The sequence below is a fragment of the Spirosoma aerophilum genome (assembly GCF_054782495.1).
This window is the reverse complement of record NZ_BAAGSJ010000013.1, coordinates 404,811-428,525: the sequence shown is the minus strand read 5'-3', so window position 1 is coordinate 428,525 and position 23,715 is coordinate 404,811. Positions and strand designations below refer to the sequence as shown.

The window sequence follows — 23,715 nt, the reverse complement described above, 5'->3', positions numbered from 1 at the left end:
CCCGTTGGAACCATACGCCCTTTTGTTCGGTGCTTTGCTTGCCCTCGTACTTGCCGGTTTTTTTTCGGCAGTTGAAATGGCCTATGTATCTGTAAACCGGTTATATTTTGAATTACACAGCAAACAGGGGCCGTTAAGTGAAAAGCTCGTATCCAGTTTCCTAAAAAACCCCATTTTATTTGTCGGAACCACGCTGACCGGCAATACGCTTTTTCTGGTGCTGTATACGGTTTTGGGCGTAACGGTCCTCAATCCACTGCTGGCGGTTGTTTTACCAGCCAGTTGGGCCGCTCATGAGTTTGTCTTTATTGGCATTGAGACCATCATCCTGACGGTCATCTTCCTTCCCTTAGCGGACTACATCCCTAAAAGTCTGGCCCTTATTCACCCCGATCGGTTTCTGGAAGCACTGGCCGTACCTCTTTGGGTTATTTTCAAAATGATTGCCCCAATTGTGCGCGTGCTGGTTGGCACAGCACGTTTTTTTATCCGGTATGTCCTGCGCAAAAAGAATCCGGAAATCCGACCTGTTTTCGGTCTCACCGACCTTAACCATTACTTACAGCAGCTCAACCAAAAACAGGATGCTGAAAAGGAGGTAGAGGTAGACACCCAGATTTTTAATAACGCAATCGAATTTCGGGATGTTCGCGTGCGGGATTGTTTGGTCCCACGCACCGAAATTACGGCCATCGCCGTGGATGATACCGTTGAAGAACTACGACAGGCTTTTCAGGACAGCGGTCACTCCAAAATTGTTGTTTATCGGGACACGATCGACGATGTTATTGGCTACTGCCATGCCCTGGCGCTATTCAAAAAACCTGCCACCGTCGAACAGATCATCACCCCGATTATTGTCGTGCCGGAGACCATGCCTGCTCAGGATTTACTGCTGCGCTTTTTATCGGAACGCAAAAGTCTGGCCCTCGTTGTCGACGAGTTTGGCGGGACGGCGGGAATCGTAAGCGTTGAAGATATGGTTGAGCAGATCTTCGGCGAGATTCAGGACGAGTATGACACCAACGAAGACTGGGTCGACCAGCAGCTCGATGAATCAAACTGGTTGCTAAGTGCGCGGCATGAAATTGAAGACCTGAACAAAACCTATGACTGGAGCATACCCGAGTCGACCCAATACGATACACTTGGTGGGTTGATTCTGGAGACCCACGAAGATGTCCCTCAAGTGGGTGAAGTTATTGAATTCGCACCTTTTACATTTACTATTGTCTCGATGGACGGCACCCGGATCGATACCGTGAAAGTCCATATAAACAAAGAATAATCCACCATTACGTTTATTTTTTATTGTTAACTCGTGAGTCAATCGTCTATTCAACGAACCGTAGCGCGGCATTTGCTGGCGGTACAGGCTGTCCGGCTTAAGCCAAACGAACCGTTTACCTGGAGTTCGGGCTGGAAATCTCCCATCTATTGCGACAATCGGGTTACGCTGGCTTACCCTGAAGTACGAACTTATATCAAAAATGCACTGGCCGACGCCATACGACAGCGTTTTCCATCTGTTGAAGTCATCGCCGGTGTGGCCACCGCAGGCATTCCACAAGGTGCATTAGTTGCCGATGTACTGGGTATCCCCTACTGCTATGTCCGGCCCGAGCCAAAATCGCACGGGATGGGCAAGCAAATTGAAGGGCATTTAACGAGTGGTCAACGCGTAGTCGTTATCGAAGATTTGATTTCTACGGGTGGCAGTTCCCTAAAGGTGGTAAATGCACTACAGGCCGCAGGTGCCGAGGTGCTGGGCATGGCTGCCATCTTTACCTATGGCTTCCCGGTTGCCGATCAGAATTTTGCCAATAAGAACGTACCGCTCATTTGTCTGAGCAACTACGACGCCCTCCTGCTGGAAGCCAAAGCACTGGATTATATTCCGGACGAAGCGATGGAGTCGCTGGCCGCGTGGCGGCAGAATCCGGCACAGTGGGGCCAGTAGTGATTGGGTAATGGGTGTTACATGAACGGAATGGGTGACGAGGACTGTCTGACAGTCTCCAGTCAGTACGTTTAACATGCTCAACCAATAGGTTTAATATAAACAACGATAAGGCTATGGCCCTGATAACCGCCCGAATCGAACGAATTCCGTACGAAACGCATCTGTCAACGTCTTCGCAGGTGATTGTCGCCGATGAACCGTCAGACTTAGGTGGTCAGGATCGGGGTATGGGGCCAAGTGAGTTATTAGCTGGCTCTCTGGCGGCCTGTACTGTTATGACTGTGCGCATGTATGCCGACCGAAAAGGGTGGCCGCTTGAGTCTGCCGTTGCCCATGTGGAATTCACCAGCGACACGGTCCAGCAGCGGTCGCTCTTTGTCATGAAACTAATTCTGAACGGCGACTTATCCGATGAGCAACGGGCCCGGTTGGTAGAGATAGCCGACCGATGCCCCGTTCATCGTACGCTGAAGAATCCAATTGATTTTGAGACGATTATCATTGAGAATATAGCCCAACAGCCAGACGTATCCGATTAATGTTCGTTGGCCTGATACGTTCCTGCCGCCCGATATACCTATAGCTCTCCTCTTATGGCTGACTCAACCCCAACCCCCGACATTACGAAAACGTACACCAACGGCGAGATTACAGTGGTCTGGAAACCCGCTGTTTGCATTCACTCGAAGCTATGCTGGACGCAACTGACCGAAGTCTTTAACCCGAGGGATCGGCCCTGGGTGAAGATGGAGGGAGCCCCCACCGAGCGAATCGCCGGGCAGGTTGACCGATGTCCGTCGAAGGCATTAAGTTATTTTCGTAACGAAGCCAATGTGCAACCCGAACAAATACAAGCCGAAAGTCTGGTGGAACCCATGCCCAATGGACCACTGCTGGTTTATGGTAATTTAACCGTTAAGAGTGCTGACGGGCAGGAAACGAAGAAAAATAAGGTTACCGCTTTCTGCCGATGTGGAGCCAGCAGCAATAAGCCTTACTGCGATGGGTCACATTTAAAAATTGGATTTGTTGGCTGATAGCTGGATCCTTATTTCAATTTCCAGATATCATCACTCAGGCAGCATTGAACTGAGGTCTGACCCATGGGTGGGGTAAATGAACCGCGTACTTCCCAGAGCTTTAGCTGTAATCTGGTGACTCATGGCCAGAGCAAATAGGTTGATGACTTCTTCACAGCCTGCACCCAGCAAATGGGCACCAATTAGTTGATCCGTTTGGGGATCGACCAGTGTTTTAAAAGCAGCATACGATTCGTTGATACGTTTGCTGGTATACCAGTCACTCGTTGCCTGAAAGGCCACCTTTACGTCAATCCCTTTTTCTTGGGCCTGTTCTTCGGTCAGGCCAACCGAAGCCAGAGTTGGGATGGTAAAGACAGCCGTTGGGGTTAGCCTGTCTTCGTATGTTTTGGAATTACCGTGGAGAATATTTTCAGCTACGATATTTCCTTCATAAGAAGCCAGTGGCGTAAGGGGTAATCCCTTTTCGGCCACGTCGCCACAGGCATAAACCGCTGGGTTGGACGTACTTTGCAGGTATTCGTTAACACTAATTCCCTTTTTCCCCATCAAAACACCCGCTTTATCCAGCTCCAGTTCAGCGACATCGGCTACTCGTCCGGCGGCATGAACGACCACTTCGGCCGAGACGCTGTGCTGCTTGTCTTTTTGCGTATAAACAACTGTCAAACCACCAGCTTTTTTCTTGACGGCCTTAACCTCTGCTTCCAGAATAATACGGATGCCAATGGATTCCATAGCCTTGACCAATAGTTCCACCAAATCGACGTCAAAGCCCTCCAGTGGATGTTTTCCCTGGTGTATGATCGTGACAAGGGCACCTGCACGAGCGGCAATATGAGCAAACTCAAAGGCAATATAGCCTCCGCCCACCATAACAAGTTTAGCCGGGAGTTTCGGTAAATCGAGAAATCCGGTACTGTCAATAAGCAGCTCCTCACCCGGTATATTGAGCGGTTGAGGTCGCTGACCGGTTGCCAGAACAATGTGTTTGGCCGTTAACTCCTCTGAATTGACACGAACTGTATTGGCAGATACGAACGAAGCGCTGCCCTGGAACGTCTGAATACCCAGATCAGAGAATTTCACTTGTGTTCGTTCGGGCACCGGATTGGTAAACGTTTTTTTGAAGCGCATCAGGTCAGACCAGTCGATGGTTACCGGCTTATCAATGCCCTTTCCCGTCAGTTGTTCAGAACGGGCAACCAGCTCAGCAGCGCCCACAAGTACTTTTTTGGGGTCGCATCCCCGCTGGGAGCAGGTTCCGCCGAAGGGTAACTTATCAATGATCGCCACCGATTTACCGGCTTTGCGGGCAGCTTGGGCAACCGTGGAACCAGCAGAACCAGTACCGATAACAATCAAATCAAAAACAGGCATAGCAATAAAAACGAGTGAATGGTAAATGGATATAACACCAAAACCTGCCTCACCGGCTAAAAAAAATGGCTGATTCGAATGAACCAGCCACGTTTTACCCAAATATATTTATATATCAGTCTAGGCCACAGCCTCGTACAACTCTTCGCGTTGCGCTTTTACACGGTCGTCTGTGAGGTACTCATCGTAGGTCATGAGTTTATCCAGAATACCCGCCGGGGTGATCTCAATAATGCGGTTTGCAACCGTCTGCACGAACTGGTGATCGTGTGACGTAAACAAGATTGGCCCCTTGAAGTCGATCAGACCGTTGTTAAGCGACTCGATGGATTCGAGATCGAGGTGGTTCGTTGGTTCGTCGAGCATCAGCAGGTTAGCGCCCGACAGCATCATGCGAGATAACATGCAGCGCACTTTTTCACCCCCGCTCAATACGGTAGCCTTCTTGAGAGACTCTTCCCCCGAGAATAGCATACGGCCCAGGAATCCACGGATAAAGCTTTCATCTTTCTCCACCGAATACTGCCGCAACCAATCGACCAGGTTAAGGTCGGTCTGGAAAAATTTCTCTTTTTCAGCATCAGTTGGAAAATACGACATCGTAATGGTAACTCCCCAGCGAAACGTTCCTGAGTCAGCTTTACGCTCGCCAGCCAGAATATCCAGCAACGCCGAAACGGCCAGACCATCGCGGCTGAACAGGAAAATCTTATCCTGCTTGTTCATGGTGAACGACAGGTTTTCGAACAGCTTCGTGCCGTCTTCCGCGGTGTAGGTCAGGTTTTCGACCGTCAGGATCTGGTCGCCGGGCTCGCGCTCTGCCTTGAAGTTCACGTAAGGATACTTGCGCGACGAAGGTTGAATATCTTCAAGCGTCAGTTTTTCGAGCAGCTTGCCCCGGCTGGTAGCCTGCTTGGATTTCGATGCATTGGCCGAGAACCGACGAATGAACTCCTCCAGTTCTTTGCGTTTATCTTCAGTCTTCTTGTTCTGATCCTGCCGTTGTTTCAGGGCCAGCTGGCTCGACTCATACCAGAACGAATAGTTACCGGCGAAGAGCTTAACCTTACTGAAATCGACGTCTACGATCTGCGTACAGACCTGATCCAGGAAGTGCCTGTCGTGAGAAACGACAATGACCGTGTTTTTGAAATTAGCCAGGAAGTTTTCGAGCCACAACACCGATTCAACATCGAGGTTGTTTGTCGGCTCGTCAAGCAACAGCACATCGGGACTACCGAACAGGGCCTGTGCCAGCAGCACACGAACCTTCTCCGAGCCGTTGATATCACTCATCAACGTATAGTGCATGTCTTCCTTGATACCAAGTCCCGACAGCAGGCTGGCGGCATCCGACTCCGCATCCCAGCCGTTCATTTCCGCAAATTCCGTTTCGAGTTCGGCGGCTTTCTCACCGTCGGCATCCGTAAACTCTTCTTTTGCGTAAAGAATATCTTTTTCCTGCATGATGTCATACAGGCGTTTGTTGCCCATGATGACGGTTTGCAGAACCGGAAACTCATCGAAGGCGGATTGATTCTGGCTCAGCACCGACATCCGTTCGCCGGGTGTCATGGATACTGACCCTGTTTGTGGCTCAATTTCGCCCGATAATATTTTCAGAAACGTTGATTTACCCGCTCCGTTAGCGCCAATGACGCCATAACAGTTGCCGGATGTAAATTTTATAGTGACGTCATCGAAAAGCACCCGCTTACCATAGCGCAGTGAGACGTTTTGAACCGATACCATGTTGTAATTCCCTTTTCAGATTGAGCCGCAAAGATACGAAATTTTGGCGGGAATCCGGGGTAAAATATAGAACACAGCAGAGACAGATTCTTATGATTTACACGGCTTTTATTAGTGCGTATCATAAGCATCTGTCTCCGCTGTGTTCCCTTCTTTTATTTATCCCGTACGCAGCGAAAACCGAGGTTATTGCTTCCGCTGGCAACTTCGCCCTTACCCCGGCTTCCGGCTTTATAGCGAATACAATACTGGTCACTGCACAGAAAAGAGCCGCCCCGCTGAACGTGCTTTACGGCACCCGGCTCCTCAGGGTCATAACTATCCGTTGGCCCCTGCGGATCATTTTTGGGTGATTTAGCGTAATAATCAGGACGGTATAAATCCTGGCACCATTCCCATACATTCCCGTCCATATCGTATAGCCCGTACGGATTGGCGGGGAATGATTTCACTGGGGCAGCACCGGCAAATCCATCTTCGGTTGTGTTCTTCGCCGGAAAGTCGCCCTGATAAATATTGGCGATCCACTTACCCGAAGGCTTTAAGTCATTACCCCAATAATAGGTTCGGTTTCCTTTTCCGCCCTGTGCGGCAAACTCCCATTCGGCTTCAGTAGGCAGACGCTTTCCAGCCCATTTAGCGTAGGCGCTGGCATCCTCATAACTCACATGGATGACCGGCTCGTTCTCGTGCCCTTTTATACTGCTTTTAGGGCCATAGGGTTGATTCCAGCTAGCGCCTTTTACGTAGGTCCACCACTGCAGCGGATTAGCCAGCGATACCTTCTGAGATGGTGGTGTGAAGACCGCCGAACCCGGCACCAGTTGCTCAGGCGGAACTTCAGGATAATCGGCCGGATTCAGTGGACGTTCAGCCACGGTTACGTAATGTGTCTCGGCCACAAAGCGGGCAAATTCAGCATTGGTCACTTCATGCTCATCCATCCAGAAACCGTTTATCGTTACAGAATGGACGGGCCGGGCATCGGGAAACTCATCGGCGCCCATCAAAAATGTACCGCCGGGAATCAGAACCATTCCAGCTGTGCTGCCAGGGCCCGCTACCGTACCAACTGTTGACTGACGAATAGCGGCCGACCGGGAGGGCATTCCCTTGGCCACACAGGCAGCCGCTGAATCAGCTGCCCGTTTTTGGTCGGCTGCCGATTCGTTATTGGAGTTACACGCCATCAGCCCGGCAAAAAGCACCAGGCCCGTACAGGTCTTCAACATAGTCTTACAAATTACTTTCCAGGCTACGAAGAGCGTCTCCTCTTCCTTAAACATCCTCTCTTTCCTCCGTATCATCATCGCCCAAAGCGATTTTCCAGGTATTTTTTACTTTTGGAAGCACTACGGTCTACTAGTTCTTAAGCTAAAACTTTGGCTAGTTCCTGCCACGAAATTAAGCCGATGGCTACCACGGCCAGACCAAGACCCAGCTTGTTGGCAGTCGATAAGTGCTCCCGAAAGAACAAAGCCGCGACAAGTGCAGCCAGCAGGATAACACCAATATTATAAATTGGATAAACAAAAGCCCCGTTACTTCCAAACGCTGACAAGGCGAGTAACAGGGTATAAAAACTCAAAAAATTAGGCACGCCGAGGGTTACTGCACCAACCAGACTCCTGATTTGAATTCGTTCTTTGCCCTGGATTATCCGTACGCCCAGCATGACCAGTCCGGCGGCAATGGCGCCAACAACCATAGTTAGCGTCACCTGAACCGTTTTGTCGGCAGAGGGTATAAAGCGCAGATTCATGTAATTAATCATCGTGTTGGTGGCGCCGTAAAACAGAAATACGGCAACCGGCAACAGCACATTTATTCCTAGTCGCTTTGGTGTTGGCACCATCTGGCCTTCCACCGGGTCAGCAGGCGTTTCTTTTTTATAGGTACTCAACCCTACCGCTATCAGGGCCAGCAACAGACCAAGATAGTTCAGTGCATCGAATGCCCCGGCCCGGCCCGTCTGAAAAACGAACAGGCTAAAACACACGGGGATAACCAGCGACAGGTTATTGGCGAGTGACGTAGCCGTAATGCCCGTCCGCTGCGTGGAAGCTCCCGACAAAAGAAAGGTCAGAATGAAGCCCACTCCCAGCCCAAGCGCCAGCCAGGTCCATGTCTGCGAGAAATCAATGGAAAACGACTGACCAGTCGGTAACAGCAGGAATCCTGTGATGAAACAGACCGGATAATTGAAGACGATGGCTTGAAACGTGTCAATATCATAGCGCGGGAACAGCCGAAAATTCAGCAGCAGCAATACCGAAAGCAAAATGCTAAGGCTTAAGAAGAGCATGAGCGGGGGTGACGGGTTGGTAAATTTAGTGGCTAAGTTACAGTACGCTTCCATTGCCCGCTTATCTTTAGTGGCTCTTTAATCGACTCTGTTCAAAATGGTCGCTCTAGTATGCACCTGATCCGCTGTCTTTTTCTCGCGCTTGCATGGATTCCCGCTACACTTGCCTTTGGCCAGAAAGCGCTTTCCGTTTCGGCAACGGTAGTCCCTACAGTTTCCCGCACCCTGTATCGTGCGCGCTATTTTTACCCCAACAGTGATGGGCAGATCGTGGAGCCGGTTTTCCTGAATGGCCGACGATGGTCGGCGGGCTACTCGGCGGGGGTGTCACTCAATTATACCTATGCGCCCGGCTGGTCGGTATCGTCGGGGGTATGGTTTAACGAACTCACCACCCAACAGGCCCGACAAGCGATGGCAGGTGAGGGCACGGTTACCCTTAGAAAACGGGTTGTTCGTATTCCGATCCTGCTAAACTATGCCTCCTCTACTCATCGACTTTCTCCTTATTTCTCATTCGGTCTGCTGACCGACATTCCCGTTCCGTCGCGCGTGGTAGTGGATCGAACGGGCGAGTCAACCCAATACTTACGGCTCGAACTGAACCGCCGACCTATCTTCAACCTACTAGTGGGGGCCGGAATACAGTACAAATTGACGAGCCAGTTCAATCTTGTGGCTCAACCCGCCTGGACGTATAAGATGGGGCAGTTAGGCGGAGCCAGCACCAATGACTCCTCGTTTGAACTGAGTCTACAGACCCAACTGGCTTATTCGTTTTAGAAGGTTTTTCTGCGCACTATACCGATCGAATAGTAACAACTTATGCAACACCTGTCTTCGTATCCTGTCATTTAAAAAACGCTGCTCTATGGGTTCTTTCTATAGTCGAACCAACAGTCTGATTGGTTTTTTGATGGCTATGCTCTCAACGCTTTCGGCTAACTCCCAACGTTTACAACCCGTACTGTCAAACCAACAGACCGATGCGTTCATCACCCGGCTTATGGATAGTACACACATACCGGGTTTATCCCTCGCAATCATTCGGGGCAATACCCTACACTACAGCAAGGGGTATGGCCTGACTAGAGTCGATTCAACCCAACGCGTCACGTCTGCAACCGTTTTTGATGCGGCCTCCCTGAGCAAACCCGTATTTGCCTATGCCGTATTGCAACTGATTGAGGCAGGACTGATCGAGTTGGACAGGCCTTTATGCGAATACCTGCCCTACCCCGATGTTGCGAAAGATGAACGTTACAAAAAAATTACAACGCGTATGGTATTAAGCCACCGAACGGGTTTTCCAAACTGGCGAAAAAACAGAAGATTACCCCAACTAACCATGATTGCCGCTCCCGGTGAACGATTTGGGTACTCGGGCGAGGGGTATGTTTACCTTCAAAAAGTTGTAGAAAAAGTAACGGGAAAGTCGTTAGATGAGGTTATGACCGAGCGGGTATTTATCCCCTTACATATGACTCGTAGTAGTTACGTATGGCGTCCAGCGTTCGACACCGATTTCGCGTTCCCGCACACTAAGGAGGGTGAAGCGGAAGAGAAATCAAAGTCCGGTCAGGCAAATGCAGCCTACTCCCTGCAAACGACGGCCGATGATTACGCCCGTTTCGTTATGGCGGTCATGACGTCGCAGGGCCTGAAACCGGAAACCGTCGACCAGATGCTGTCCTCTCAGGGGAAATTACCCAAAACGTTTTCAGGTGGTGAACCGCTGTCCCTTACGCTCGGCTGGGGTTTAGGCTTTGGCCTTGAACAGACAACCAACGGTGATTATTTCTGGCACTGGGGAGACAATGGCACGTTCAAATGTTACGTAGTAGGTAATCGTCAGCGCGGAGATGCCGTCATCTACTTCACCAATTCAGAAAATGGATTGGGCCTGATCGCTGACATGACCCGCCGGTTCATGGGGTTCAACACGACAACCGTCACCTTTTTGGGATATAAGCCTTAAGAAGAGGAGTTTAACAAAACTTTTCAGCTACCAGTAAGTATTCATAACAGGAATACGTTTGTCTTAATCAAACCTCCCTGATTCCATCATTAGTATTTTAAAGACTGGTTCTTTTACCAGAATAATTGTCTATTTCCTTGTTTTAGACAGCTTTATTTAAGAAAATTACTACTTAGCCAACATCAACGTTTTTTTACGCTATCGAGCACTCAGCAAGTAAGCCAGCCTTAACCTGTTACTTGCAAAAGGGCTAATCGGTTGTGGAAATTGTGTATGGCTTGTCGTCGCAAAATAATTGTGCCCTAAAACTTCACTCACCAACTAATCATCCTAACCAAACACCATGAAAAACCAATATGTACTCGTTGTTGCAGCAATCCTGTTTCTAAGTACCGCTCTTCTGGTATCGTTTACGGCAAAACCCGAACCTACTGCGCTTAGGTGGGAAACGAAAAAGCCACCTTACACCAAAGCGCAGATAGAGAAAGGCCAGTATCTGGTTAAGATTATGGGCTGTGCTGACTGCCATGCCCCTAAAACGATGACCGCTCAGGGCCCCATTCCTGACCCGGCCCTGGGTTTATCAGGCCACCCGGCTAAAGTGCCGATGGGCAAAGTAGCCAAACATGTACTGAACGACTGGGTATTATTTAACCCGATGAATACCATAGCCGTTGGTCCCTGGGGGGTATCGTTTGCAGCCAACTTAACCCCTTCCCATACCGGTATTGGCAATTGGTCGGAAGAGCAGTTCATCCTTGCGCTGACGGAGGGAAAAAGTAAGGGTATTCGCACGGCACGCCCCCTCCTGCCCCCTATGCCCTGGCCTAACTACGCGAACATGAAAAGGGAAGACCTGGTAGCAATTTTTGCATACATGAAAAGTTGTAAACCCATCGAGAACCTGGTTCCACAACCCATTGGCCCTGACAAATTATAGAATTACATAAAGGCATGAGTTCGGCTTAGTCAACCAATGGGTCGAAAAGGCCGTTTGTCAATGGCTGATCGTTGTCCATTTCAGCTGGAAAAAGCATAAAGCCTCGCGATTCCTGTTCATTAAGTGAATCATTTCCCATATTCGGTGTTTTTGAGGTAGAAATTTCACGTACTCATGATTGAAAGACCCCTTACAGACTGGTTGCCTCTGACGATGAAAGAAGTCGAGAAAAGAGGCTGGGATGAAGTTGATATCGTTCTCGTTTCCGGAGACGCGTACGTCGACCATCCAGCTTTTGGCACGGCTGTGATTGGCCGCATAATGGAAAGCGAAGGGTTTCGCGTGGCCATTATTGCTCAACCGAACTGGAAAGACGATCTGCGCGATTTTAAGAAATTTGGCAAGCCTAAATACTTCTTTGGCGTCACGGCTGGCTGCATGGACTCCATGGTCAACCACTACACGGCCAACAAACGTTTACGGTCCAATGATTCCTATACACCCGGTGGTGAAGCGGGCTTTCGGCCCGACTATGCCACCATCGTTTATACCAAGATTTTAAAAGAGTTGTATCCAGACGTACCGGTACTGCTCGGCGGTATCGAAGCGTCGTTGCGTCGGGTAACGCACTACGACTACTGGCAGGATCGGTTGATGCCCTCTATTCTGGTCGACGCCGGGGCTGATATGTTGGTCTACGGCATGGGTGAACAACCCCTCCGCGAAATTTTGAAATTGGCTCGGCAAGGCGTGCCGTTTTCGTCGATGCGGAATGTTAATCAGGTGGCGTTTATGCACGATGCCAGCGAAGAACTGCGCGACTATAACAACTGGAGCACTGTTGAGCTGGCAAGTCATGAGGTTTGTCTGGAAGACAAAATCAAATATGCGGCTAACTTCAAGATCGTTGAAGTAGAGTCGAACAAGTGGCAGGCCAATCGCATCGTTCAGGGTGTAGGCGATCAGGTGCTGGTCATCAATCCGCCGTTCAAAACGATGGAAGAGGCCGAGATCGACAAGTCGTTCGACTTACCTTATACGCGTCTCCCCCACCCCAAATACAAGAAGCGCGGCCCGATTCCGGCTTACGACATGATTAAGTTCTCAGTCAATATGCACCGTGGCTGTTTTGGGGGGTGTAGTTTCTGTACCATTTCAGCTCACCAGGGCAAATTCGTTGCCTCCCGAAGTGAAGCATCGGTACTGAAAGAAGTGGACGAAATCACGAAGCACCCCGAGTTTAAGGGATACATTTCAGATTTGGGCGGACCTTCGGCCAACATGTACAAGATGAAAGGCAAAGATGAGTCGATCTGCGCCCGGTGCCAAAGTCCAAGCTGTATTCACCCGGTCATTTGCTCGAACCTCGACACGTCGCACAAGCCTATGACGGAGTTGTACCGCAAGGTCGACGCCAATCCGAACGTTAAAAAAGCGTTTGTCGGCTCCGGTGTCCGGTACGATTTGCTGGTCGACGATTTCAATAAGAATAACGCCGACGGTAACCACGACGAGTACATGGAGCAGCTGGTTACGCGCCATGTATCGGGTCGACTGAAGGTGGCCCCTGAGCATACATCGGACGATACCCTCCGGGTGATGCGTAAGCCGTCCTTTAAGTACTTCAAGCTGTTCAAGCAGAAGTACGACAAGATTCAGGAGAAGTACAACCTCAAACAACCTCTGATTCCGTACTTCATTTCGTCGCACCCCGGTTGCGAGGAGCAGGATATGGCTAATCTGGCGGCTGAAACCAAAGATCTGGGCTTCCAACTTGAACAGGTGCAGGACTTTACGCCCACGCCCATGACAGTGGCTGAGGTGATCTATTACTCGGGCGTTCACCCTTATACACTTAAGCCAGTCAAAACGGCGAAAACACGGGAAGAGAAGCAGGCGCAGAACAACTTTTTCTTCTGGTACAAACCCGAATATAAAGATTGGATTCGTAAGCGCTTAACAAAACTTAACCGCCCGGATTTAGCTGAGCGCCTGCTGGGCAGCGCCAGGAATGAGAATTCCGGCAAGAACAAATATCAGGGACACTATTCAGGAAAGAAGAAACGTTAATTCAGTTTTTTGTCGGGAACGATCCCAACGGATATTCCGACTTCATCAACTTAGCCACCCTTATTGGGTCTGTGTTGAAGAATAAACGGTTATAGATCTCCTAACCATTTATAAGGCAAGTTTTGGACGCAGACATCTAGTCCAAAACTTGCCTTACTCGTTTGAGCGTACACCTTGTCTTCCTCCTTGCCCAATCCTAAAGCAGATAAGCACGTAAGTTTATTGGCCAAGAATGAGCTATCTGACCTGATTACGCTAACTTCTCTTTAAAGAAGTCAACGGTTCGTTTCCAGGCCAATTCGGCAGCTTCTTTATCAAAACGCGGGGTGGTATCGTTATGAAAGCCATGGTTGGCATTCGGATATATATACGCCGTATATTGCTTATTTTGCTGTTTCAAGGCCGCTTCATAGGCTGGCCAGCCCGCATTGACACCTTTGTCCAGTTCGCCAAAGTGCAGAAGAAGGGGCGCTTTAATTTTAGCCACATCGTCGCCCGTAGGCTGCCCACCATAAAAGGGAACAGATGCCGCTAACTCGGGGATGCGCACTGCCATCATGTTGGCGATCCAGCCACCAAAGCAGAAACCGACAACACCCACTTTCCCGTTACAGTCCTTCTGGGTTTTCAGATAGTCGTTGGCCGCAATAAAATCTTCCAGCATCTCATTGCGGTCGCGTTTGCTCTGCAGGGCGCGTCCGTCGTCGTCATTACCCGGATAACCGCCTAAAGGACTCAAGGCGTCGGGCGCGAGGGAAACGAAACCCGCCAGGGCGGCTCTGCGGGCTACGTCGGCGATGTGCGGATTTAACCCCCGGTTTTCATGAACAACAACGACACCGCCAAGTCTCTTTTTCGTATCGGCGGGCATCGACAATAAAGCTTTGATGGGCCCGCCCCCCTTTGGCGACTGATAGGTGATATACGTTGACTTAATGCGCGGGTCATCCTCTTTGATCTGAACAGCCCCCTGATAATCGGGCATCAGGAAACTCATCAAAGACGCTACCGTAATGCCACCAACGGCATACGTAGACAGCCGCTGTACAAAGTCGCGCCGATCAATCCGATTATGCGCATAGTCGTCATAGATATCAAACACTTCTTGTTTGATGTCGTCCTTTTTGATGTTGTCCATGGTAGTTATATACGTTTTACAGGAAAATTATCGACTATTTCCAGAAGTAAAAAATCAAGCTGGTTAAATACCCGAATATCCTGGCGGAAGTCCTTATTATTTAAGTCGAAGCCTACCTGTCGTGTACTTTTCCCGATTATCGACAAGCAATGGATAGCGTTAATTTAACGTCAACCCTAGGGAAGTAACACCAAAAAAGGGGCGCCACAGTTTGAACCATGACACCCCTTTCGTAAGTCAATTAACTCGCTACGCTGTAGATAAATCAGTTATCACTTCTTCACGAATACAATTGCAATAGCTTACGCAAACGGTCCGGCAATGACTACCAGGCGCTTCATCTGCGTTGTTGCAGTCGCGTTTTATTTCCAGCCGCCACCCAATGCCCGGTACGTATTCACCATGGCATTCAGTTGTTGCACTTTCGTTTCAACCAGGTCGAATCGGGATTCCAGTGCATCGCGCTGGGTCAGTAACACTTCCATATAATCGGCTCTGGCTGATTTGAAGAGCGTATTTGAAATGTTGGTCGACTGAATCAACGCTTCCACCTGCCTTGATTTTAAATCATAACTCTTTTGCAGGTTATTGATATTCGCTATCTGATTTGCTACTTCGATGTAGGCATTCAGAATGGTCCGTTCGTAGTTATAAACAGCCTGAATTTGTCGCGCATTCGAGCTATAGTACGCTGCTTTTATCGAATTCCGATTGACCAACGGCCGTACCAAACCACCCACTAACGAATACAGAAATGATTCGGGCGTTAACAGCAGAGTGGGTTTGTAAGAATTGAAACCCACAGCGGCTGAGAGGTCCAGCGAGGGAAGGAAATTAGCTCTGGCCACCTGAACATCCAACTTGGCGGCTTCCAGTTCGCGCTCAGCCCGTCGAATGTCGGGCCGGTTTTGGATAAGCTGCGCCGGAATACCGGCATGCAGGCCTTCAGGGATTATCGTATTGAAATCCTGGGAACTCCGCAAAACCGGCTGCGGAAAGCGTCCCACCAGAAAATTAATGTGGTTCTCTGTTTCCGTAATGCGCTGCTGAATATCGAATTGAAGACTTTGGGTGCGGAGCACCTGTGCTTCAAATCGCCGTACGGCCAGTTCAGTTACCTTGGCCGACTCTTTCTCCATCCGAACAATGGACAGCGCATTGGTTTGAATATCAATGTTTCGCTTAACGATGTCCAGCTGGCTATCGAGCCCCAGCAATTCGTAATAGGAGTTAGCGATTTCGGCAACCAGATTCGTAACCGTGAAGTTCTTTCCTTCTATGGACGACAGATACCGGAGAGCTGCCGCTCGTTTAGCGTTATGCAGCTTGTTCCATATATCCACCTGCCAGGAGGCATTGGCCGATAGAAGAAAATCAGGCAGAGGGTTGGGGAAGTTGTGGCCGGGCCGAATTTCCGTACTCTCTTCAATGGCTCCCGATCGGGTATACCGCCCAACTTTATCGATACCGGCCCCCGCCTGCAAACCCACAAATGGCAGGTACTCCCCCGTTCTGGCGCGTATCTCATTCTGGGCAACCTGAATCTCCTGTAACGAAATATTCAGTTCCTGGTTGTTGCCAAGTGCCGTATCAATCAGAGCAACTAGGTGCGGATCGGTAAAAAACTCCCGCCAACCGGCCTTCCCGGTATTGAGTGTGTCCTGACCTGTATTAAAACTGACTGGAACGGTCCGGTTCTCTGTTCGTGTAACCAGGGAGGGGGTTTTGCATGACGTTATGGTTAACGTCATGCAGGCTACGGCCATCCCTGTATAGATTAGTTTTTTAAACATGGTTCGTGCTTTCTTCAGTTACAGGAAAAGCGTCTAATTGATGGACCAGATTTTCGGTCAACGAATCAGCCTCTTCATCTTTGATCATCTTACGGCCATCCGCTAAACTCCCGAATATGTAGTACAACCCGGGGATAATAATGACCCCGAAAATGGTTCCGAAAAGCATACCCCCCAGAGCCGACGCCCCAATAGTCCGGTTACCAATAGCGCCGGCTCCCGATGCACTGATCAGCGGTATCAAACCGGCTACGAAAGCGAAGGAGGTCATCAGGATAGGTCGAAAACGGACCCGGGCCCCTTCAATGGCGGCATTCAGAATCGTTTCGCCCTGCTGTCGCTTCTGAACGGCAAACTCCACGATCAGCACGGCGTTTTTACCCAGCAGACCAATCAGCATGATAAGACCGATCTGGGCATAGATGTTGTTTTCCAGCCCCATCATCTTGAGTACCAGGAACGAGCCAAACACCCCAACAGGCAGCGAGAACACAACGGCCAGTGGAATGATAAAGCTTTCATACTGGGCAGCCAACACGAAATACACGAAAGACAACACGATCAGGAATACATACAGGGCCTCATTTCCCCGTATCGATTCGTCGTACGAAAGACCTTCGAAAGCGATGTCGTACCCTTTCGGCAGCGTTTGGGCAGCCACTTCCCGAATGGCCTGAATGGCATCGGCGGTGGTGTAGCCTTTTGCCGGCAGACCCTGGATAGCGGCCGAATTGTACAGGTTGAATCGGGTGATCTCGTTAGGTCCTTGCCCTTTCTTCAGGTGCATGAAGGCCGAGTAGGGCACCATTTCACCCTCATCGTTCTTAACAAAAAGCTTCAGCAAGTCCGTCGGAAGCCGACGGAAACTTGGGTCCGACTGCACGTACACTTTAAAGAACTGGTTGTACTTGATAAACCCTTGTTCGTAGGTACTACCGATCATGATGTTGAGGTTATCCATCGCTTTGCCGATAGACACACCCTTCTGCATGGCCAGCTTATTGTCGATTTCCAGTTCGTATTGTGGGTAGTTGGCGGCAAAGAAGGTAAACAAGCCCGTAAGCTCTTTACGCTTGCTTAGATTCTCAATGAACTGCTTGTTAATCTTGTCAAACTCACTGTAATCCGTATCAGTTGTTTTATCCAGCAAACGCATGGAGAAACCACCTGAGGTACCAAAACCAGGAATAGCGGGTGGTTCGAAGAACTCGACTGTCGCGCCAAGATTTCTTGATTTCTCCTCCAGTTCTTCCATGATCTCCTTCACGTTCTTGTCGCGCTCCGACCATGTTTTCAGGTTGATCAGACAGGTACCGGCGTTGGAGCCCCGACCTTCCGTCATGATCTCGTAACCGGCCAAAGACGATACCGACTCGATTCCCGGCACTTCTTCGCAAATTTTCTGAAGCCGTCGCGACACCTCGTTGGTTTTTTCGAGCGTGGAGCCCGGGGGCGTCTGGATAATGGCGTAGATCGTACTCTGGTCCTCGTTGGGAATAAAGCCAGCGGGCAGAATCTTGTTTACCACAACGATTCCTGCGCAGAAACCCACCAAAATGGCGAACGTAACAAACCGACGGCTGACAATTAATTTCAGCAAGCCTACATACCAACCGGTCATTTTATCGAAGCCCTGGTTGAAGCGGTCCAGCGAGCGGGTCAGAATGTTTTTCTTGGGCGGATGTCCATGATGGTTTTTCAGCAGCATGGCACACAGCACAGGCGTCAGCGTCAGGGCGATCAGCGCCGAAATTACGATGGAGCTAGCCATGGTGATGGAGAACTGCCGGTAGAACGTACCCACCGGGCCCGACATAAACGAGATGGGCAGGAATACCGATACCATCACGAGGGTAATGGCGATAATAGCGCCACTGATCTCACCAAGTACTTTCTGAACCGCCTTGAAGGGGGTTAAATGCGGTTCTTCTTCCATCTTGGCGTGTACCGCTTCCACGACCACGATGGCATCGTCGACCACAATACCGATGGCCAGTACGAGGGCGAAAAGGGTAATCAGGTTAATGGATAGCCCAAACGCCTGAATGACAAAGAAGGCACCAATGAGCGATACCGGAACCGCCAGAATTGGAATCAGCGTTGAACGCCAGTCGCCCAGGAATATAAATACGACCAGAGCCACAAGAATAAAGGCGTCGCGCAGCGTGTCAATTACCTGCTCGATCGACGCGTCCAGGAAGTTCGATACGTCGTAACTGATTTTATAGTCAACCCCCGGCGGGAAGGAGGCTTTCATAATCTCAAGTTTGTGTTTCACCTCTTCAATAACGTCACTGGCGTTACTGCCATAGTTTTGCCGCAATACGATAGCAGCTGATGCTTTGCCATCCAGGTTGGAGTAGATGTCGAAGAATTCACTTCCCAACTCCACGCGGGCAATGTCCTTCAGGTGAATACTTTCACCGGCAGCATTGGCCCGGATAATGATACCCTCATATTCTTCCGGCTTATTATACCGGCCCTTGTAGGTAAGTACGTATTCCAGCGACTGGGCGGCTATACCGGAGCTTTGCCCGATCCGGCCCGGCCGACCAATAATACTTTGCTCACCTATCGCCTTCATCACTTCTTCGGTAGAAATATTGTAGGCCCGCATGCGCTCGGGGTTGAGCCAAACGCGCATCGCATAACGCCGGCTACCCAAGATCTGCGCCCGTGCCACCCCTTTGGTCCGCTGGATCTCAGGGATCATTTTTACGGTAGCGTAGTTAAACAGGAATTTTTCGTCAATGCTCTTCTCCTTGGAATAGAGGTTGACGTACATCAGCATACTGGGCTGAATAGGCGTAATAATAACCCCTTCGCGTTGTACCAGTTCGGGCAGAAGCGGCATAACCTGGTCCACCCTTGTTTTTACCCGGATAACGGCGTCGTTGGGGTCGGTACCGGGCTCAAAAATAATTCGGAGGGTAGCTTCACCGGCGCTGGTTGCATCCGTCGCGATGTAACGCATGTCCTGAACCCCGTTGATGGCCTGCTCCAGCGTGATGAGCGTTGATTTTACCAGTACGTCAGCACTGGCTCCGGGATACGCAATGAATATGTTTACTGTAGTGGGGGCAATATCAGGGAACTGAGAGATGGGTAAGCTCTTGATTGCCAGTATACCAACAAACACGATCATGATCGAAATCACGATAGCGAATACTGGTCTACGTATGAATTTATTGAACATGTCTTCTCCGTTTTTTAGAATGGTTGATTACTCGGCGTATAGACCCAGATTCGAGATGACAGAAGCAGGCTGTACGTAGTTGAAGTGGATTTTTTCGTTTTCCTTAACCTGACGCAAGCCTTCCAGCAGGATCTTATCGCCTTTGCTCAAACCAGACTGCACCACAAAAATATGCGGCATTTCGGCGGCTATCGTGATCTCCCTCGACCGGATCGTGTTGTTCTTATCCACCACATAGACATACTTCTTTTCCAATACTTCGAAGGTGGCTTTCTGAGGGATGATCAGGGCATTTTTGAGGGGAACTGTCATGCGCACGCTACCCGTTTCGCCGTGCCGCAGCAGACCTTTTGGGTTGGGAAAAGTGGCCCGGAAAGCAATGTTGCCGGTTTCGTTATTAAAGTCCGCTTCGATCGTCTGCACTTCGCCCGGCTGGTCGAACAGTTCGTTGTTGGCCATCACCAGTTTTACATGCTTCATGTTTTCATCATGGTGAGCTTTGTAATCCAGGTACTCTGCTTCCGGCACGTTGAAGTACACCCACATTTTGCTATTGTCTGACAGAGTGGTCAACAAATCGCCGTCATCGAGAAGACTACCCAGCCGTACCTGAAAGTGGTCCATAATCCCGCTAAACGGCGCGCGGATTTCGGTAAACTGCAAATGTGTTTTCGCCAGTGTCACATCGGCGTTGGCCTTATCGAATTTAGCTTTGGCCAGCGCCAGTTCATTTTTCGATACGATATTGCTATCAGCCAGCCGCTTGGTATTTTGCAATTCGATACCTACGTAATTAGCTTCAGCCTGCGATTTCTGGAGTTCAGCATTGTAGATCACGGGCATGATCTGGAACATAAGCTGTCCCTTTTGCACGTACTGCCCTTCGTCTACGAAGATCTTTTGCAGGTAGCCTTTTTCCAGCGCCCTTACTTCAATGTGCTGGATTGAATGCACCTGACACACATAATCTTTGGTGGCCAGTGTATCTTTCAGCAAAGGGCTCGTGACTAAAAACTTGACCTCTTCTTCTTTCTTTTCTTCTGCATTTGATGAACAGCCTGCAATGCCGAAAACGGCAAATACAGCGATCAAGCCCATGAGAATGTGATTTCTTTTCATAACTTTTTACGTTTTACACGAACCTATTTTGGTGATTTTAAAAGCTTTGATGATATTATCTTGAAGACATCTGGTGAACGACGGCTGCCTGATCAGGAGGTGCATTAGGTGTTTTCTCCAAATGGCTGATCAAGCTGTCTTTTTGCTCGTTCGCTCGTTTGCAGTCAGAGAGCTGCTGTTGCCAGACCATCATATCGACCGGATGAGCGGAGTAGCCTGCCTCGTATTCGTAGAGACTCAGACGTTGGCTTTGCTCGTACAGCAAAAAGCCGTTGAACCCCAGCGAAAGCGCCAGCGCCAGTCCAAAACCATAGAGCAAAATCGAGGGGAAATTTCGGCGTTGCATAACTTGTGTCCTTATTACCTGACACAAAACAAGCCCCGTGACATTAAAACGGTGTGAGAAGGAAATTAGAACGCATTAAAATTATCCAACCCTTTATTAATTGATAATTTCCGTATTTATTCTAACTATTTGATAACAAGCAATTTAATTAATTTAATTATTAGATACCTATATTAAATTCAGTTAATTATATAAAAATAATACTATTTAATATACTAGAGAGTCAAATTTAAAAGCGATTAAAATCGATTCTGTAGACTTTATGGGGTGATTTTTCGTCCTGCCAGGTTAAGGAATGAGACTTCGGGCAATCGTCCTTGAGTAAGTCCGCCTACTCACACAGTACCTGGTAACTGAATGGTGACGGTAGTACCCTTGCCTACAGCTGAGTTAATCTGAAGGGTACCCAAGTGTAGATCTATGATTTTCTGCGTTACAGCCAGACCAATGCCATAACCCGGCACGCCTTCAACATTATTACCCCGATAAAGCGGATCGAGAATATGCGCTGAATCGGCCTCGGAAATGCCACGCCCCTGATCCGTTACACGTACGGTGATCTGGTCTGATTTTGTTTTTAACTCTACAGAAACCGCTTCGGCTGAATACTTACACGCATTGTCGAGCACATTCAAAAAGGCCGTTGTCAGCAACGTGGCGCTGCCTTTTACCGTGAACGATGCTTCGTCATCGGCCTTAAACTGAAGCGGCAGGCTCCGGCCCGGATACTTGCTTTGTACCTGTCCAATGGCGGTGAGCAGGCAGTCGTCCACCTGAACGGCCGTTAGGGCAACCGTCCCATCCGTAACTTTGGCCAGCCCCAGCAAACCATTCGTCAACGCAATTACTTTTTTTAGTTCTTCAACAGCCACTTCCATGCTATCGCGCCAGTCGGTGGGGTTGTGGTCGTACCGAAGGGAAGTTTCCAGGGTACCCAGTGTGTTGGTCAATGGGGTACGGAGTTCGTGGGAGGCATGAGCCACAAAGCTGCGTTGGGAAACGAAGGCATCTTCCAGCCTGAAAAGCATCTGATTGAAGGTCATGGCGAGTTGCGCAATTTCGTCCTGACGATTCCCTTCATTCACCCGCTTGTGCAGCTCCGTAGCGGTTATCTGCTCTACTTCGTCTACTATTCGGGAAATGGGCTTCAGCACCCGTCCCGAGAAATACCAGCCAGCCAGGACGATCAGTGTAAAACCAAACAGATTAGCCAGCAGCATGATTTTTTGCAAGGTGTTCAGCTTGGCAAAGCCGATACGGTCGTAACCAGAGGCAAAAATGTAAAATAACTGCCCCCTGTCCTGGTAGGGTATCACAATGGACTCCAGATGTCCGCTTCTAAACTCAAACAAAGGATCCGTGGACAGCAGGGGTATTTTTTCTTTATAATATTCAGACTCTTTGAGGGTTCGGTTGGTAAAGACCAGATTATGACGGCTATCGTATATGCTGATCTGCTCTTCCACGATTGTGAGCAGGTCGGTACGCACCATATTTTTAAAGAAGTCATCGTGCAAATGCCGTCGGGAAATCAATACCCGTCCGGCTACACGGGCTTTTGACTCCAACCGGCTATAGAATTCTTCCTGCCGATATAGCGAATAAAAGTACCACACCAGCAACGACAGTGTAAGCTGGATAGCCGTAGCCAACAAGGTAAAAATGATGGTCAGGCGATTTCGAATCAGCATTTTTTGACTTTTTCCATAACGTGGACTTGAGTACGCATCTTGTTTTTATGACCTGCAGATAGAAATCTTCGGTATAGGATTAATCCTCTCTGAGAACATATCCCATACCCACAATGGTGTGCAATAGTTTAGGCGTGAAACCTTTGTCTATCTTCTTGCGCAGGTAGCTGACATATACATCAATGACATTACTGTTATTATCGAAATTGAGGCTCCAGACACGCTCGCCAATGTCTACCCGCGAAATAATTTTCCCTTTATTAAGCATCATGTATTCAATAAGGGCGTATTCCCGAGTTGTCAGGTCGATACGTTTGCCTGCCCTCGTGACCGCTTTAGTATCCAGATTTAGTTCCAGATCCGCCAGTCGGAGTATTTGTTTCGGTCGGGAGCCGATTCGACGCGTCAAGGCCCGAATTCGAAGCAGCAATTCCTGAAATTCAAAGGGTTTAGCCAGATAATCGTCGGCGCCGGCGTTGAAGCCATCCGACTTGTCGGCCATGCTATCCAGTGCGGTAAGCATTAGTACCGGGACAGCCTCATTTTCAGACCGGATGTACCGACACAGGTCGAAGCCATTTATATGTGGGAGGTTGACGTCTAGAATGATGATATCATAAATATCCCGGCGAAACAATGACAGACCGGTACGTCCATCGTGAGCGATCTCAACCTCGTAGCCTTCGGCCGACATACCTTTGCGGATAAAAGAGGCCAGGCGCTCTTCGTCTTCTACTAAAAGGATTTTCATGAATTTTTGTTGAGTAGTGCCCGAAACTAGTGTCAGGTTAACCCAACACGATTGCTCCAAAGCGTTAGTTGGTTTTCGCCAGTTTATGTGCGTAGCCGGTCATTAAAAGCCTATTATCTATTCAGATAAAACGTGCTTGCAAAGAACATGTTTACATTTCTGAATGGTTGTAACACAAATTAGGTTCACTGAAGGTGAGGCTTGATTTATCGAAAATCTCCTGAACATTCAGCGGCATTTCACTGCTGGCCGC

Annotated in this window: 19 protein-coding genes; 8 read left to right on the top strand and 11 right to left on the bottom strand. The window is 49.3% G+C overall.

Going from position 1 to position 23,715, the window contains the following annotated elements; genetic code table 11:
• The first annotated feature begins 4 nt into the window (after positions 1-4).
• The 4 genes from ACYVK4_RS13295 (at position 5) to ACYVK4_RS13280 (ending at position 3,000) form a co-directional block, all read left to right on the top strand.
• The gene (locus tag ACYVK4_RS13295; RefSeq protein WP_461128002.1) at positions 5-1,288 is read left to right on the top strand and encodes a hemolysin family protein; all 1,284 of its coding nucleotides are present in this window, start codon (positions 5-7) and stop codon (positions 1,286-1,288) included.
• Between the two features lie 33 nt (positions 1,289-1,321).
• Positions 1,322-1,960 carry an orotate phosphoribosyltransferase gene (pyrE, locus tag ACYVK4_RS13290; RefSeq protein ID WP_461128001.1) on the top strand — a complete coding sequence of 213 codons (639 nt, stop codon included), beginning with the start codon at positions 1,322-1,324 and terminating at the stop codon, positions 1,958-1,960.
• A gap of 116 nt (positions 1,961-2,076) precedes the next feature.
• Positions 2,077-2,502 (top strand): OsmC family protein, encoded by a 426-nt coding sequence (locus ACYVK4_RS13285; RefSeq protein WP_461128000.1) that lies wholly within the window; start codon positions 2,077-2,079, stop codon positions 2,500-2,502.
• Positions 2,503-2,556: 54 nt separating this feature from the next.
• Positions 2,557-3,000: a (4Fe-4S)-binding protein gene (locus ACYVK4_RS13280; protein WP_461127999.1), complete on the top strand. Its 444-nt coding sequence runs from the start codon at positions 2,557-2,559 to the stop codon at positions 2,998-3,000.
• 33 nt (positions 3,001-3,033) lie between these two features.
• On the opposite strand, the gene ACYVK4_RS13275 is transcribed toward ACYVK4_RS13280, so the two are convergent.
• The 4 genes from ACYVK4_RS13275 to ACYVK4_RS13260 form a co-directional block, all read right to left on the bottom strand.
• Positions 3,034-4,383, bottom strand: coding sequence for a dihydrolipoyl dehydrogenase family protein (locus ACYVK4_RS13275; protein ID WP_461127998.1), 1,350 nt, complete (start codon positions 4,381-4,383; stop codon positions 3,034-3,036).
• A 120-nt stretch (positions 4,384-4,503) separates the two neighbouring features.
• Positions 4,504-6,135, bottom strand: coding sequence for an ABC-F family ATP-binding cassette domain-containing protein (locus ACYVK4_RS13270; protein ID WP_461127997.1), 1,632 nt, complete (start codon positions 6,133-6,135; stop codon positions 4,504-4,506).
• Between the two features lie 155 nt (positions 6,136-6,290).
• Positions 6,291-7,367, bottom strand: coding sequence for a formylglycine-generating enzyme family protein (locus tag ACYVK4_RS13265; RefSeq protein WP_461127996.1), 1,077 nt, complete (start codon positions 7,365-7,367; stop codon positions 6,291-6,293).
• Positions 7,368-7,504: 137 nt separating this feature from the next.
• Positions 7,505-8,440 carry an EamA/RhaT family transporter gene (locus ACYVK4_RS13260; protein WP_461127995.1) on the bottom strand — a complete coding sequence of 312 codons (936 nt, stop codon included), beginning with the start codon at positions 8,438-8,440 and terminating at the stop codon, positions 7,505-7,507.
• 111 nt (positions 8,441-8,551) lie between these two features.
• Here ACYVK4_RS13260 and ACYVK4_RS13255 point away from each other — a divergent pair, with 111 nt between their 5' ends.
• The 4 genes from ACYVK4_RS13255 to ACYVK4_RS13240 all read left to right on the top strand — a co-directional run bounded on the left by ACYVK4_RS13255 (position 8,552) and on the right by ACYVK4_RS13240 (position 13,428).
• Positions 8,552-9,223: a porin family protein gene (locus ACYVK4_RS13255; RefSeq protein WP_461127994.1), complete on the top strand. Its 672-nt coding sequence runs from the start codon at positions 8,552-8,554 to the stop codon at positions 9,221-9,223.
• An 88-nt stretch (positions 9,224-9,311) separates the two neighbouring features.
• Positions 9,312-10,418: a serine hydrolase domain-containing protein gene (locus ACYVK4_RS13250; RefSeq protein WP_461127993.1), complete on the top strand. Its 1,107-nt coding sequence runs from the start codon at positions 9,312-9,314 to the stop codon at positions 10,416-10,418.
• Positions 10,419-10,761: 343 nt separating this feature from the next.
• Positions 10,762-11,358, top strand: coding sequence for a c-type cytochrome (locus ACYVK4_RS13245; protein ID WP_461127992.1), 597 nt, complete (start codon positions 10,762-10,764; stop codon positions 11,356-11,358).
• 174 nt (positions 11,359-11,532) lie between these two features.
• Complete coding sequence (locus tag ACYVK4_RS13240) at positions 11,533-13,428, top strand: YgiQ family radical SAM protein (RefSeq protein ID WP_461127991.1); 1,896 nt, start codon at positions 11,533-11,535, stop codon at positions 13,426-13,428.
• A gap of 250 nt (positions 13,429-13,678) precedes the next feature.
• Here the strand turns inward: ACYVK4_RS13240 and ACYVK4_RS13235 are convergent, their stop codons facing one another.
• From ACYVK4_RS13235 to ACYVK4_RS13205, 7 genes are all read right to left on the bottom strand, one after another.
• On the bottom strand, positions 13,679-14,566 hold the full coding sequence (locus ACYVK4_RS13235; protein WP_461127990.1) for a dienelactone hydrolase family protein: 888 nt from the start codon (positions 14,564-14,566) through the stop codon (positions 13,679-13,681).
• Between the two features lie 362 nt (positions 14,567-14,928).
• A complete protein-coding gene (locus ACYVK4_RS13230) occupies positions 14,929-16,359 on the bottom strand; it encodes a TolC family protein (protein ID WP_461127989.1) in 1,431 nt (476 codons plus the stop codon).
• Positions 16,352-19,555 carry an efflux RND transporter permease subunit gene (locus ACYVK4_RS13225; RefSeq protein WP_461127988.1) on the bottom strand — a complete coding sequence of 1,068 codons (3,204 nt, stop codon included), beginning with the start codon at positions 19,553-19,555 and terminating at the stop codon, positions 16,352-16,354. The genes ACYVK4_RS13230 and ACYVK4_RS13225 overlap by 8 nt, the downstream gene beginning before the upstream one ends.
• Before the next feature lie 27 nt (positions 19,556-19,582).
• Positions 19,583-20,674 carry an efflux RND transporter periplasmic adaptor subunit gene (locus ACYVK4_RS13220; protein WP_461127987.1) on the bottom strand — a complete coding sequence of 364 codons (1,092 nt, stop codon included), beginning with the start codon at positions 20,672-20,674 and terminating at the stop codon, positions 19,583-19,585.
• A 55-nt stretch (positions 20,675-20,729) separates the two neighbouring features.
• The gene (locus ACYVK4_RS13215; RefSeq protein WP_461127986.1) at positions 20,730-21,020 is read right to left on the bottom strand and encodes a hypothetical protein; all 291 of its coding nucleotides are present in this window, start codon (positions 21,018-21,020) and stop codon (positions 20,730-20,732) included.
• 335 nt (positions 21,021-21,355) lie between these two features.
• Positions 21,356-22,711 (bottom strand): ATP-binding protein, encoded by a 1,356-nt coding sequence (locus ACYVK4_RS13210; RefSeq protein ID WP_461127985.1) that lies wholly within the window; start codon positions 22,709-22,711, stop codon positions 21,356-21,358.
• A 79-nt stretch (positions 22,712-22,790) separates the two neighbouring features.
• A complete protein-coding gene (locus ACYVK4_RS13205; RefSeq protein WP_461127984.1) occupies positions 22,791-23,462 on the bottom strand; it encodes a response regulator transcription factor in 672 nt (223 codons plus the stop codon).
• Positions 23,463-23,715 lie beyond the last annotated feature (253 nt).

Coding starts and splice junctions, on each gene's coding strand:
- ACYVK4_RS13285 (WP_461128000.1), top strand. CDS start 2,077: ATGGCCCTGATAACCGCCCGAATCGAACGAATTCCGTACGAAACGCAT.
- ACYVK4_RS13280 (WP_461127999.1), top strand. CDS start 2,557: ATGGCTGACTCAACCCCAACCCCCGACATTACGAAAACGTACACCAAC.
- ACYVK4_RS13275 (WP_461127998.1), bottom strand. CDS start 4,383: ATGCCTGTTTTTGATTTGATTGTTATCGGTACTGGTTCTGCTGGTTCC.
- ACYVK4_RS13270 (WP_461127997.1), bottom strand. CDS start 6,135: ATGGTATCGGTTCAAAACGTCTCACTGCGCTATGGTAAGCGGGTGCTT.
- ACYVK4_RS13265 (WP_461127996.1), bottom strand. CDS start 7,367: ATGTTGAAGACCTGTACGGGCCTGGTGCTTTTTGCCGGGCTGATGGCG.
- ACYVK4_RS13260 (WP_461127995.1), bottom strand. CDS start 8,440: ATGCTCTTCTTAAGCCTTAGCATTTTGCTTTCGGTATTGCTGCTGCTG.
- ACYVK4_RS13255 (WP_461127994.1), top strand. CDS start 8,552: ATGCACCTGATCCGCTGTCTTTTTCTCGCGCTTGCATGGATTCCCGCT.
- ACYVK4_RS13250 (WP_461127993.1), top strand. CDS start 9,312: ATGGGTTCTTTCTATAGTCGAACCAACAGTCTGATTGGTTTTTTGATG.
- ACYVK4_RS13245 (WP_461127992.1), top strand. CDS start 10,762: ATGAAAAACCAATATGTACTCGTTGTTGCAGCAATCCTGTTTCTAAGT.
- ACYVK4_RS13240 (WP_461127991.1), top strand. CDS start 11,533: ATGATTGAAAGACCCCTTACAGACTGGTTGCCTCTGACGATGAAAGAA.
- ACYVK4_RS13235 (WP_461127990.1), bottom strand. CDS start 14,566: ATGGACAACATCAAAAAGGACGACATCAAACAAGAAGTGTTTGATATC.
- ACYVK4_RS13230 (WP_461127989.1), bottom strand. CDS start 16,359: ATGTTTAAAAAACTAATCTATACAGGGATGGCCGTAGCCTGCATGACG.
- ACYVK4_RS13225 (WP_461127988.1), bottom strand. CDS start 19,555: ATGTTCAATAAATTCATACGTAGACCAGTATTCGCTATCGTGATTTCG.
- ACYVK4_RS13220 (WP_461127987.1), bottom strand. CDS start 20,674: ATGAAAAGAAATCACATTCTCATGGGCTTGATCGCTGTATTTGCCGTT.
- ACYVK4_RS13215 (WP_461127986.1), bottom strand. CDS start 21,020: ATGCAACGCCGAAATTTCCCCTCGATTTTGCTCTATGGTTTTGGACTG.
- ACYVK4_RS13210 (WP_461127985.1), bottom strand. CDS start 22,711: ATGCTGATTCGAAATCGCCTGACCATCATTTTTACCTTGTTGGCTACG.
- ACYVK4_RS13205 (WP_461127984.1), bottom strand. CDS start 23,462: ATGAAAATCCTTTTAGTAGAAGACGAAGAGCGCCTGGCCTCTTTTATC.